13 protein-coding genes are annotated in these 12,967 nt (G+C 38.2%); 10 read left to right on the top strand and 3 right to left on the bottom strand.

The genetic code is table 11. From position 1 onward, the window contains the following. Positions 1–12: 12 nt before the first annotated feature. Entirely contained in the window at positions 13–1,908 is a 1,896-nt protein-coding gene (locus tag RCP16_RS14310) for an ATP-binding protein (protein ID WP_069326669.1), read from the top strand. A gap of 94 nt (positions 1,909–2,002) precedes the next feature. Here RCP16_RS14310 and RCP16_RS14305 read toward each other — a convergent pair whose 3' ends face one another. Both RCP16_RS14305 and RCP16_RS14300 read right to left on the bottom strand, forming a co-directional pair. Continuing rightward, positions 2,003–2,245, bottom strand: coding sequence for an NHLP leader peptide family RiPP precursor (locus RCP16_RS14305; RefSeq protein ID WP_069326668.1), 243 nt, complete (start codon positions 2,243–2,245; stop codon positions 2,003–2,005). A 65-nt stretch (positions 2,246–2,310) separates the two neighbouring features. Beyond that, complete coding sequence (locus RCP16_RS14300) at positions 2,311–3,336, bottom strand: hypothetical protein (RefSeq protein ID WP_308640605.1); 1,026 nt, start codon at positions 3,334–3,336, stop codon at positions 2,311–2,313. 284 nt (positions 3,337–3,620) lie between these two features. On the opposite strand from RCP16_RS14300, the gene RCP16_RS14295 reads away from it, so the two are divergent. From RCP16_RS14295 to RCP16_RS14260, 8 genes are all read left to right on the top strand, one after another. Beyond that, entirely contained in the window at positions 3,621–4,127 is a 507-nt protein-coding gene (locus tag RCP16_RS14295; RefSeq protein ID WP_069326666.1) for a sigma-70 family RNA polymerase sigma factor, read from the top strand. Positions 4,128–4,152: 25 nt separating this feature from the next. After that, entirely contained in the window at positions 4,153–5,304 is a 1,152-nt protein-coding gene (locus tag RCP16_RS14290) for a hypothetical protein (protein WP_308640604.1), read from the top strand. Beyond that, positions 5,301–6,281 carry an ABC transporter ATP-binding protein gene (locus RCP16_RS14285; RefSeq protein WP_308640603.1) on the top strand — a complete coding sequence of 327 codons (981 nt, stop codon included), beginning with the start codon at positions 5,301–5,303 and terminating at the stop codon, positions 6,279–6,281. Before RCP16_RS14290 ends, RCP16_RS14285 begins: the two co-directional genes overlap by 4 nt. Next, on the top strand, positions 6,281–7,150 hold the full coding sequence (locus RCP16_RS14280) for an ABC transporter permease subunit (protein WP_083243380.1): 870 nt from the start codon (positions 6,281–6,283) through the stop codon (positions 7,148–7,150). The genes RCP16_RS14285 and RCP16_RS14280 overlap by 1 nt, the downstream gene beginning before the upstream one ends. Positions 7,151–7,316: 166 nt before the next feature. Further along, on the top strand, positions 7,317–7,760 hold the full coding sequence (locus tag RCP16_RS14275) for an OsmC family protein (protein ID WP_069326663.1): 444 nt from the start codon (positions 7,317–7,319) through the stop codon (positions 7,758–7,760). Positions 7,761–7,799: 39 nt separating this feature from the next. Beyond that, the gene (locus RCP16_RS14270) at positions 7,800–8,258 is read left to right on the top strand and encodes a cupin domain-containing protein (RefSeq protein WP_069326662.1); all 459 of its coding nucleotides are present in this window, start codon (positions 7,800–7,802) and stop codon (positions 8,256–8,258) included. A gap of 12 nt (positions 8,259–8,270) precedes the next feature. Then, complete coding sequence (locus tag RCP16_RS14265) at positions 8,271–8,579, top strand: hypothetical protein (RefSeq protein WP_308640602.1); 309 nt, start codon at positions 8,271–8,273, stop codon at positions 8,577–8,579. 288 nt (positions 8,580–8,867) lie between these two features. Then, positions 8,868–10,604: a sensor histidine kinase gene (locus RCP16_RS14260; protein ID WP_069326660.1), complete on the top strand. Its 1,737-nt coding sequence runs from the start codon at positions 8,868–8,870 to the stop codon at positions 10,602–10,604. A gap of 94 nt (positions 10,605–10,698) precedes the next feature. On the opposite strand, the gene RCP16_RS14255 is transcribed toward RCP16_RS14260, so the two are convergent. Further along, positions 10,699–11,952 carry an acyltransferase gene (locus tag RCP16_RS14255; RefSeq protein WP_308640601.1) on the bottom strand — a complete coding sequence of 418 codons (1,254 nt, stop codon included), beginning with the start codon at positions 11,950–11,952 and terminating at the stop codon, positions 10,699–10,701. Between the two features lie 304 nt (positions 11,953–12,256). Here RCP16_RS14255 and RCP16_RS14250 point away from each other — a divergent pair, with 304 nt between their 5' ends. Then, entirely contained in the window at positions 12,257–12,409 is a 153-nt protein-coding gene (locus RCP16_RS14250; RefSeq protein WP_175425128.1) for a hypothetical protein, read from the top strand. The last annotated feature ends 558 nt before the right edge of the window (positions 12,410–12,967 follow it).

The raw sequence follows: 12,967 nt of genomic DNA, 5'->3' as shown, positions 1-12,967 counted from the left end.
TGAGGTGCTGAAATGAAGATTCTGTCCAAAGCCTTAATAGGGGTTTTAATCGCAGTTATAGTAGTCGTACTGGCGTTATCTTTATTTTCAACTCAAAGTGAAAAACGAACAGGTCAGTCTATTAATTACTGGCAAATCAAATGGCAATCTCAAAATACACTCACATCCAAACCATGGGAAAGTGAACAAGATAGCTCATGGATCTCTTCCGAAATTATGAAAGATGGCAAACCAGTTAATAGTTCCTCAGCATGGATTCGTATACCATTGCCTGAACTTACATGGAACACAGCAGGTGTATTGATTCCTGAATTAAATGGTAAACATATTATCGTCTATTTGGATAAAGATAAGATTTTTGAATCTAAGCGAAGTTATGCGTATGAACAAAATCAATTGTTGCTTCCACTGATGAAGCAAGATTCTTATAAGATGCTGTATATCTGGGTTGAGTCCGCTCGTGAGCAGATTAGTCTCAAGCAAGGGATTATGGTCGGCGATTATCAGGATATGTTAATCCAGTATGTTAGTTCGGATCTGATTGATGTGGTACTGGGCAGTGCTTGTATCTTTATATCGTTGGTCATGGTGATCTGTTCTGTATTCTTGCGCCGCGATCAATTACGCATGTGGCTTAGTCTAGCAGCCATCATTCTTTCTTTGGGCATATTAGTGGTAACTTACTCGCCATTTTTGTTTACTTTTTATCCAACGTATTATAAATTGTATTCGGTTTTACTGGATTTAAGCTTATTTATATTATTGCCTGCATTACTTTATTTCTTTGAATGTGTTTTTGGTAGTGGATACAAAGGGATCATCACCAAAATGAAAAAGATACAATATGCGTATTCTTTTATCTGTGTGATGGCAATGGTTTTTAATATTTTGACCAGTGAACGCTATTTCTCTATTTATTACTTTGTTTCTGTCAAAGTATTAGGCATTTTACTGATTGTGCAATTGTTAATTTTGATGGTAGTCGCAATCACTTATGCTTTCCGTAAAAATAAAGATGCGATTTTGTTTGCTTCTGGATTTTCTATTTTTGCTTTGATTAGCGGTGGAGAATTAACATGGTTTTATATTCAAGGAGGCGCCTATAGTGTGACCCTGTGGAAATGGGGAGTTATGATTTTTGTGATATCGTTGATCTCTGTAATGGCAAGACGATTTGCACAAAATCATCAACAAATGGTGCTTTACTCCAGCCGATTAGAACTATTCAATAACGAATTACAACGCTCAGAGAAAATGGATATTATTAGCGAACTGGCTGCTTCTGTCGCCCATGAGGTACGTAATCCATTACAAGTCACACGAGGATTTTTGCAATTGTTACAGATGAATACCGATGATAAAGGCCGTGAACATTTAAAAATCGCTTTAGAAGAACTGGATCGGGCATCAGCGATTATTACAGATTTTCTTACCTTTGCGAAGCCTGAATTTGATAAAATAAACACACTGAATCTATCGCAAGAATTCCAACATATCGAAGGGATTATGCGACCACTGGCTACATTAGCAGGCGGAACGATCAGTATCAATATACCGGAAGATATTGAGATTCGAGGGAACTCTTCCAAGTTTAAGCAAGCGTTGATTAATATCGTCAAAAACAGTATTGAAGCTTTACCGGAAGAAGGCAAAATTCATATCTGGGCAGAACAGCAAGATCAAGAAATTGAAATTCATATTCAAGATAACGGAAGTGGAATGACAGAAGAAGAGTTAAAACGATTAGGAGAACCTTACTTTTCGAATAAAACCAAAGGAACAGGCTTGGGGCTTATGGTGACTTTCCGGATTATAGAAGCGCTCGGGGGAGTGTTAGAGTTTAAAAGTCAAAAGAATATAGGAACAGAGGCTGTTATTCATCTTCCAGCAGCGAACCCGCAAGATTAAGGGGTTCGCTGTTAGAAGAGTTTAACAGTTTTTTTGTGTGAAATAGCCTATGTGTTTTAAGTATAAAAGAACATACAAGTATCAAAGAGGAATATTACCAACCAGCATCAACTTTCACTTTAGCATCAGCCATCATAGATGAAGGCTTCGGAGGAATGACCAAATAGAACTCATCGCTTTTTTCTTCAACCGTTTTCAGTTGCACATGATCCGGGAAAGAAATACCTAATACATCTTTTAATGCTGTTTTTGGATCGGTTTTTAACATCTCCATAAAACTAGGGTCTTCCCATGCCTTTTGAATAACCTGTGCTTGAAAAATAGCTTGGCTGGACATATTAATCTTCCTCCCTCAAATGGTTATAATTACCTAATAAGTGTATCATGTCTAATTCTAAAAATCTATGAAGATGTCAGGTCTTTTTGGATATAGTACAGTAGGCTACCCTGTAAAAGGGTATTTCGAGCGTCATTTACCGAAGATGCTGCTTGGTATAGTTGTGTAATTAAATAGTTGCGAAATGCGATTAAAGACTCTGAACCAAAGGATGAAGGGTCCTCGGTAAAAGAAGATTCAGCATACTGAGCATACCGCTGAAGCACATCTTGATCATAAATTGCTTGCTGCACTTGAGTAGGAGTCACTTTATCTGTAAATAAAGCTTGTTTCTGTTCAACAGCCTCATGACGAATAAAAGCAAGCAGACAATTATAATTGCGTTCGACCATATCTTCTTCCCAATCCGTAAGATCATCATTCATTTGCAGAACGATAAGTGCTTGATCCAGTTGATGTAATAGATCAGGTAACATATCCATACGATCCGAATGAAGCAACATAGCAATAAGCGAAATTTTGAGCGGACTGACTTTGCCAGCAATCATTTCAGGTTGTTGGAACAAATAATCTGACTCTGCTTCATTGTAGACAGCGCTTGCCCATTGTGCTAAAAATTGCTTGTAATATGACCAGAATAAAGAATGATCCCCTAGATTTTCGCCACAGATACTAACAAACTCATTCCAAAATAACTGACTGAGCGGGATAAGATCATGTAATTGATCAGCAGGTAGATTGGGCGTATCCATCAGATCATCTTGAATAAAAAAATGAAGCATACAAAATATATTGGCTACGCCCATACGATGAGATAATTCAGGCAATGATTGAAGGGAAGATACAGATCTGGAGACAGGTACAGTCGTAGAATGTAGATTTGAAAATGGATGGGCTTGAAGAGTGTCTGCAATCCAGAAAGGTAACAAATAGCAGACATAATTTTTGGTGCTATGTTTTTGACGAATATCGAATTTGGCTAAATAGGTTAATCCTAATTCATTTAATGGCTTTGGAAAATGGGCTACTTTTTGCTTCGCTTCCTCAAAAACAGCATCTAATTGAAGTTCAAATGGTTGTAACCAAAGCATTAGCGTCCGCTCCTCAAATTCGTTTAGATCCCAAATACTTTTCATTATAGGTAGTATACGACATGATTTGAATATATTGGATGATTATTTGCTATTATATCGAACTTTGTACATGTTGACTAACAAATTCCTTTTTTATTTATGTATGATATTGTCGAAAATCATGCCAATAGACTACGTAAATAGACGGATTCAATCATTTCAAAAAATAAATACAGAATAGATACAAAAATCAAACACAGCTCGTCTTTCTTATAGCTGCAGCGGAAAGGAGCATGCAAAACATGGACATTCCGGAACCGGAACAATTTCAACAGATATTTTATGAACATTATCCGATCGTCAAACGCAAGCTTTATGCTTTACTACGGGATGAAGCGATAGCAGACGATCTGGCACAAGAAGTCTTTCTACGTTTATATCGCAATCCACCCGATGACCCTCAAGCGATAGGGGCATGGTTACACCGCGTATTAACACGGATTGCTTATGATTATATGGATAAAAAGGCTAGAGAACGCCGACTGCAAAATAAACAAGAACAATACTATGATCTTCAACATTCTCCACCTTCTGGTGAAGATGTGGTCATTCAACAAATGGAACAAGCGGAAGTACAAGAATGGTTAGAACAATTACCGCTGCGAGATCGACAAGCTTTACTGATGAAATACTCGGGTTACAGTTACGCAGAGATTGCGGAAGAGCTTCAACTCAAACCACTGCTTGTCGGTACACTACTACATCGAGCGACCAATAAATTACGTAAAAAGATGTTACGGTCTACGTAAATCAATCACAAAAGGAGGAATAGACGTGAGCAAATTTCCGCATGAACCAAGTGTCATTCAGCCTACAGAACCCACAGATTCATCTCATGCGACGGATGAAGCCTGGAAAAAACTACAACGTCGCCTTGTCACGGAGACACCACATCCGAAATGGCAACAATGGACAAATGAACCGCAATTATTTCAAATAGATGATCCATCATCACAACCACAACAATCTCAAAGGAGTGTAAATACTATGAAAAAACCGAATGAAGAACAATCTCATACTTCGTCAACAGAACCAACAGTTAAGCGTCGCCGTAAAATGAGTTCTGCTCGCAAAAGATGGACTACAGGTGTTGCTGCTTGTGTGATTGCTGGAGCAGTCATATCCACTCCATTTGGAAATAATGCAATGGCTGCACTGTTAGATCAATTCCGTGTACAAACATTAACGACTGTAGATGACCAGCAATTGTCTGATATGTTTGATCAATACAGAAGCAAAGGTGACTTAGGAGAAAGTGAAAATCGTTTTGGAACATTCACTTCAACATATGGCAAAGTAGAGGGAGACTTTAATCCTTCAAAAGCAGCTACGCTATTAAATTACACATTAATCAAAGAAGCTTCTAAAAATGATGAAAGCACGGCTTACGTACGAAGCTCAAGAACAGAGACATTAAATATGAATGTTGATGAGATTAACAAAGCGATCCAAAGTCTAGGAGGTACAGATTTGTTACCTCAATCGTTGAACAATACTCCGATTACAATGCATTTTCCAGAGACTATTGAATACACTATGACTACAGAAGATCGATTTGCAATGTTAACTCAAACTAAAGTTCCAACTGTACAATTTGATGCTTCTGTTTCAACAGAGGAAGTGTTTAAAGCTATTGCTAATTTACCTTTCTTACCGCAATCCCTTAAAGATGGATTGCAAAGTGATAAAATTATTGATGGTTCATTGCCATTACCTGTAGTATCAGATGGCACAAATGAACGTGTAACCATAGCAGGAGTACCTGTTTTAGTTACAACATATAATTATCACGATGATACAACAGCAGCTTATGGTGCAACATGGATTCACAATGGAGAATTATTTACGTTTGAATTGAATAGTGCAGACAAATCTAACACCAAAGAAACATTTACAAAAGAAATTGAGAAGTTGATCCAATCATGAATACAGTAGCGATCGATATTCAGCAATTAACCAAAGAATATGATAATGGTCGAGGTTGTCGCAATGTAACGATTAGTGTGGGAAAAGGGGAAGCCTTTGGCTTCCTCGGTCCCAATGGTGCAGGCAAAAGTACGCTGGTCAAAATGCTAGTTGGATTAACAGCACCGACTTCAGGAAGAGCTACATTATTTGGAGAACCGATTGGTTCTTTAGCCGCTAAGCAACATGTCGGTTATTTGCCTGAGCTGTATCGTTACCAAGAATGGTTAACCGGTGAAGAAGTGGTTCGATTGCATAGTCGTCTGTGTAGTATGGATCAGAGTACGATTAAGCCACGGATTAAGCAATTGTTAGATCAAGTCGGTATCGGTAAGCGTGGAATAGACAGAGTCAAACATTACTCTAAAGGGATGCAACAACGCCTAGGTATGGCTTGCGCATTAGTCAATGATCCACCTATTTTATTTCTCGATGAACCTTCTTCTGCATTAGATCCGATAGGTCGCTCAGAGGTACGTGAACTGCTTAAAAATTTAAAAAATGAAGGTAAAACGATCTTTTTAAATTCACATTTATTAGAAGAAGTAGAAAGTCTATGTGAACGCATCGCCTTACTGAATAATGGACAGATTTTGCGTCATGGACAAGTCAGTCAAGTGTTATACACACAGACCAAATGGCGTTTTAAAGTTGGCGGATTCACACCGGAGATTCTACCGTGGTTAAGCGAGACAAGCGGTATTTCGATAGAGCGATATATGAATCCATCTATAACATCGGCTACTTCGGTATTGCCTGTAGGACAAGAGACTGTTTGGTTAGAAGCAACAATAGATAACGAAGAACAGATTGGTTGGTTGAATACATTGATCGTAAATCAAGGGATGACCTTATACAATGTAGAACCAGTGAAAGAACGATTAGAAGAGTGGTTTATGGATGCTGTATCGGGTCTAAGTCACAGGGGGGAGCAATAATGACAACAGTGATTGGTATGACCTGGAAAGAATTAATGCGCAAAAAAGTGGTAATGATGACACTGATTATGACTGTGTTATTTATTATTGTTTTTTCATTTATTGCCCGAATTCTCGGGGAATCATCGGGTATAGATCCCAGTCAACAGTTAGTGATGCAGTTTATAAATGGAGCTTCTATTTTGACGTTAGGTTTCTTTTTTGGAAGTTTTATTTTAGCTTTTTTAATTATTTTTAGTTCTTTTTCTTCGATATCTGGGGAAGCCGAGATTAGCATGATGCAATCGATGTTAACCCGTCCAATTCAGCGTTGGAAATGGTATCTGGGACGCTGGCTCGGATACACTTTATTTGGCATCGTGTATGCTTTAGTTTTGTATATTGCTATCGTTGCTGTTGCAAACACCTATGCGACTGTACCGCAAAGTCTTGTTTTACATATACAATCGTTTTTATTATTTGCGCTTACCGTACCTCTACTAGTTACTGTGACTTTACTGGGCGCTACATTATTTTCAGCACTTGGAAATGGTGTATTTATGACGATGTTATATGGAGCAGGTTGGTTAGGGGGTATGGTGGAAAAATTATCTGCTGGAGCTGATATGAAGCCCGAAATGGCTCGTTCTCTGTACAATATTACAGGAATGATTTCATTGGTGATGCCAGCAGACGCCATCCAACGCAAAATGTTAGCTGTAATGTTAAATGTAGATCAATTAGCAGGGATGTTTAATATTGATCAGCAGATGCGTGGTGGTATGGGGATTGGACAAGCACCGTCTGCTACATTTATTTTTTATGCTGGTATTTATACGGTTATTTTATTCTTCTGGGGAATGCGTCGCTTTTACAAAAAAGACTTTTGAATGGTCAAGCAGCAGACGCTCTATTTTATAAAATCTATAGAACGTTCTTCAATACGCAAATACGCTTATTGAAAGAACGTTTTTATTTTGGAAATGATACATACGATAGAATATGGTAAAATGTTCAAGATCAAGTGTGTAAGCAAAGCAAGGAGATGAACGCATAATGAAACATCAATTTGTACTGGATGCGAATTGGTATGGCGGACGGAACAGTGAAGGTACGATTGAGTCAGGCAATCTCAAAACTGCGATTTCTATCCCCCAACCTATGGGTGGACCGGGTACAGGAACCAATCCGGATGAGATGCTTTTGGGTGCAGCAGCAACCTGTTATATTATTACACTTGCAGCGATGCTTGAACGTTCGAGTATTACGGTTGCACAGTTAACGATGAAATCTGAAGGTATTGTAGATGTAACCAATAATATCTTTACGTATGAACAGATTATTCATCGCCCGGAAATTGTACTCCACGCAGAGTCAGCCGATCAGGTAGAGAAAGCGACTGTACTGGCACATAAAGCAGAGCAATCGTGTATGATCTCACGCGCTATTACAGGCAATGTAACGATTACAACGCAACCTCTGATTAGTATTGCCGATTAACACCACACTCCAAACTTTGATGAAAGAAGGTTATTGCACATGGGAACGAAATTACCTTTATCTCCATTAGTGAAATTACTCGATATGAACGAACACCGTGAAGGCGGTTGGTACAAAGAAATGTGGAAAGCTTCTTTTGAAATTCCAAAAGATATTTTGCCTGAACAATATTCAGGGCCACGTTTCTCAGCAACATCGATCTATTTTATCCTGCATGGCGATGAAATCTCGGATTGGCATGTTGTGCATTCAGACGAATTGTGGTTGATTCACTCCGGTAGTCCGCTTGAATTAACATTAGGTGGAAAAGGCGATCAACCCGTAGAAGGCAAGAAAATGATTCTGGGTATGGATATTGAAGCCGGGCAGACACCACAAGTATTAATTCCAGCAGGAGAATGGCAAATGGCACGTCCACTAGGTAATGATCCTGTATTTGTATCTTGCGTGGTAGCACCAGGATTCCATTATGATGATTTCAAATTAATTCAACGCTAGGACGATCTATCTATGCAGTGGTATACGTTTGGACAAATGATAGCTATGATTCGTTTGGGGCAAAAAGCAAGCACAATAGACGAAGCACGTATCATTAGGCGTACAACAAAAGGCATCATTTGGGTCAATGGTAGACAACAAGGACAATGTGTTGCGATCCAAGACTATTTATTTTCAGATTTATGGCGTATTTACGATGATGAAGATAGTGTCATCTCTTTATCTGAGCGTCAGCAGTATGAACAACAGGAATACCATATGCTTGAAAATCAGTATATGGAATGGTGGGCTGAACGCAAACAGCAAAAAGATCAGTCTTAACCATAAAATATAGATTGGGTTCTATCCACAAAGGTCCTGAATAGCATTAATAGTGCTTACAGGACCTTTATTTATGGATTTATTTAGTTCACTCAGTTACAATAAATAAAGGTATCTTTTCCATAAATTAATAGTATAGTTTTGTGAAAATTAGGTGTAGTCCTATGCTGTTCATGGTATGATACTAAAAAAAGAATCGAAATTTGTCGATATTCGGACATTTGAGATTTTAATATGGCTAAAAGGCATGGAGTAAGTGCTGATATAGATGGGGGTTAATTTGCTAAAATGAAACAACGTAAGAGCCTGTTACCCAAACCTTTTCCGGTGACTGTATATATTTTGGCTGTTATGACAGTTGTCTTGATTATTGTGAATACTACCTATTACGTAACAACGCGAAAAGCATTAATTTCGGTTCAGGAACAAAATATGCGTGCAATCACAGATCAAATTAGATCGTCTATCAAGTTATCTCAAAGTGGCGAAGCTTTTGTAGAGGATTTGATCGGGGAGAACTTGAGAATGGCAGCGCAGGCTGCACAATCTAAAATTGGGACAGACATGAACAATATTACCAATAAGCAATTGGCTGAAGTGAGTAAACAAGTGGGTGTTGATCGAATTACGCTCTTAGCTCCTTCTGGTAATAATATTGTACCTGTACGATCTTCTGATCCTAGTGAACTAGCCGTCAAAGAAGAATGGCGAGCCGATTGGCTCAAAGCGGTTCAAGAATTACTGGCTGGCAAAATACCTACAGTTGAGATCGGGCAGAAGCTTCCTGATTATTGGGGAGCACCGATGATCTCCAAAGTAGATAATGCGAACTCGGCGGGTGAGAAGTGGGGCTATTATTATGATGGATCTACTAATTATGTTATTAACGTCTATACCAATGACAAATCGGTCCGGCAATATCAGGAAAATACAGGTGTAGAAGCGATTATTCGTGAAATATTGAATGGAGAGCGCAGTCGACAGACATTGGGGATCGCTATTTTTAATCCACCTATCTTTCTCGATCAAGCCAATCAATTCAATTCGCGCGGTGTCATCTGGTATTCAGACAATGAGACATTATATAACGATTATTCGTATAAGAGTGCAACTGACAAAACAAATATTAAGCAAGTTAATAAATCAGGAAATACGATATCGATTACCGACGAATTTGATAATGTTCCGGTGCTCAAAACCTTTATTCCCGTGGAGCTGACGTACCCGGCGATTATCACCGTAGTATCTGATCTGACCGAAGTACAACAGACACTGAATGAGCAACTAATCAGGTTAACCCTGACTATTTCTGCTTGTTCGGTTGCGATTATTGCTTTGGTATTAGGATTGATTACGATTCTGAATCGTCGTACAGAAGCAGCAGCGCAAAGTGTACAAAACGTCTATTTGGAAAATATAGATGCGCTATTTAACTCGATCAAAGAACAACGTCATGATTTCAATAATCATGTGAATACGATTCAATTATTGGTCAAAATGAAAAAGTATGATGATCTATCTACGTATACAGCTGAATTGGTCGGCGAATCAATCGCCATGAATCAGATTATCAATATTAATCTACCGGCATTATCGGCATTGATTCAAGCGAAGACGACACAAGCCTATGATCGCCGTATTAAGTTCGAATACGATATCAGTAATCTCAAATCGGTACAATTTGGAACAGTGAAGTCCACCGAACTGGTCAAAATTGTGAGTAATTTGATCGATAATGCTTTTGATGCTGTAAGTGAAACAGACCGTCCTGAGAAAATGGTTAAAGTGACCGGACGTGTTCGTGGAGAACAACTAACATTTACAGTCGGAAATAATGGCAATCCGATTCCCGAAAAATTAAAACAGCAAATCTTTGAAGCAGGATTCAGTACCAAGCCGCTTAACCGTAAAAATTCAGGGTTAGGTCTAGCGATTGTACAGAAAATTCTAGCCAAACATCGTGGTATTATTCGGGTTGAGAGTGATGAAGAATGGACAGAATTCTCTGTTCGTTTGCCCCTTTAATAGGGACTTATCCTGTGCTTGAAATGATGAAGTTGAACACCGTTTTCGGCATGAAATAGTGATGGCATTGTGCTGCATCACTACCATGGTATAACTAAAAAACCGCTACGTTCTCTGAGTATAGAGAGCATAGCGGTTTTGTTTGTTTAGGAGTCTTGAGGTAATGTGGATGAAGGTCTGGTGGCATGAGAAGGGATAGCCGGTTTGCTTTTTTTCCAGCTGATCCGGTTAACCATTGCCCTCCCGGTAATCGTGACAGAAAGCTCGTTAACGCTATCGCTGTAGGAGCGACAACCATAAAAGTCAGTATCGTCATGATTAGATTCAGCCCGGGCATTGTAATCTGACGTGTAAAATAAGACACGCCCATCAGAATCAGTGCATGAGATAAATAACCCCCGAACGAGTAACGACCACACCACTGTAAAAAGCGTACGATCACGCCTTTTCGTTCCACCAGTATTAACGCTAATCCATACATCAACAACATATGACTGACTACAGCTATAAAAGTAGTCGGTTTAAGATACGTAGAAACATTAAGATTGATAGCTACAGGATCAAAACGTAACAGATCGTAGCCTAAACAGATATACATGATTCCAAAAGCAAGAGCTGTCCAAGGCAATATTTTGAGCATAACGGCTCTCCAGCGCTGAATCGCTGAACCACAGATCCCACCAAGTACAAAATAAAAAAAGTAAAATATAAATTCACTGGTACGATGTTCTAAAGCAATTTTCCAAATGCCTTCAACTGTCCATGTAGGCATAGCATAATAGCATAACCACATGATCCATCCGTACACAATTCCGATCACCACTAACATTATGATAATACGCTGTTGTTGCTGTTTTGACGAACGATGAGCGAGTACATGAGTTCCAAATTGCTTACCTAGCCAGCGGAACAACGGAAATAACAGATAAAATTGAAAGATCATAATAACAAACCACAGATGATATCCATTGGTCGGAGCAAATAACTGCCCTACAATATCTTGTACACTGTCTGCTCGTAACAATGGAACTTTGAATATCCATTGCATTACAATCCAGTAAATAATTGTCCATACAACAAATGGAATATAGATATCACCAATGCGCCGAAAGATCACCGAACGGTAAGGTCGTCCATCTCCATATTGATAAAACAAAATCGCACCTGCTAAAAATACAAACGTTAACGTACCAAACCGTGTAAAATGATAAAGCATACCTAGCATGATTGAATCGGCTTGGATAATGCCACTTCGATAAATATATTCACCAATCGAATGTTGCATCACCACCGCCAAAAAGGCAAAACCACGTAGCAATGCCCACTCATTGATCCGTTCTTTAGACATGTATTCACCCCAATTATCCCTAACAATTCTTTACACTAATAAAGCATTATATCAGACATTTGTTAATAGAAGATGAATTATATTGCTCATCTACTTATCAATCATCAATATATGTTTTTATTGTAAATTACATACAAACTATCATTTTTCACTATGATCAATATGGACAATTACCCGAAAATAGAACTTTCATCTATTCCAAAAAGGTTATGTCTATAGACCTATTTTCCAAATATGGAATTGACAATTTCAAAATATACCGAGTATGATGGCTATATTATAAACAGGAAGGAGGTTGAGGAACATGATCTTACGTAAAGATATGAATATGCAGAATACCTATCAACCGGGTCAGCATTATGATCTAGGGTTAACACAGGATGAACGTCATATTAATCGCTGCTTGAAAACTTCATACTCTTGCTTCATGTTCATCAATCTCTTACGGACGACATAAACTGCAATACGGAAATCATTAAGCGTAGTCTATATTGAACCAGTTACTTATACGCATATTGTGTATATTCAATGCTAACTAGCTACCTATTTCCTTATTCAATCAGTGCCCCTAATCTCAATAGGCATCTAATTAAATATGCAGGGTTTATTCGATCGCAAATAGCGCCGTTACACCTATTTGCCTATAAACCACCAGCCGCAGACCGTTACAGAGGTCGCGGTTTTTTTGTGTCATAAACATCCATAAAGTTTATAAAAAGGATTTAAATAACATCTAAAACATAAAGTCAAGATATGACACCATTCAGCTATCATCCATAACAGTTAACCCAATAACCATTTATATATGTATATCTAAAATCTATTAAATAGACAAAACCATAAAAGAAAAAATAAAACCATTTCCAACGCCCAACCGTCTTATTTATAAACGATAAAAATATTCAACATCTCAAAATAAACTGAACTTTTTCAATGCATAGAACCAATACCAAATTTAGACTATTACTAAATTCTATCATCAACCCAATCATAACCAAGAAATACTAACAAATAA

Source organism: Paenibacillus nuruki, assembly GCF_963311185.1.
Classification (GTDB): Bacteria; Bacillota; Bacilli; order Paenibacillales; family Paenibacillaceae; genus Saccharibacillus; species Saccharibacillus nuruki.
Note: the sequence above shows the minus strand (reverse complement) of the source record. Positions and strands in the feature narration are given on the sequence as shown.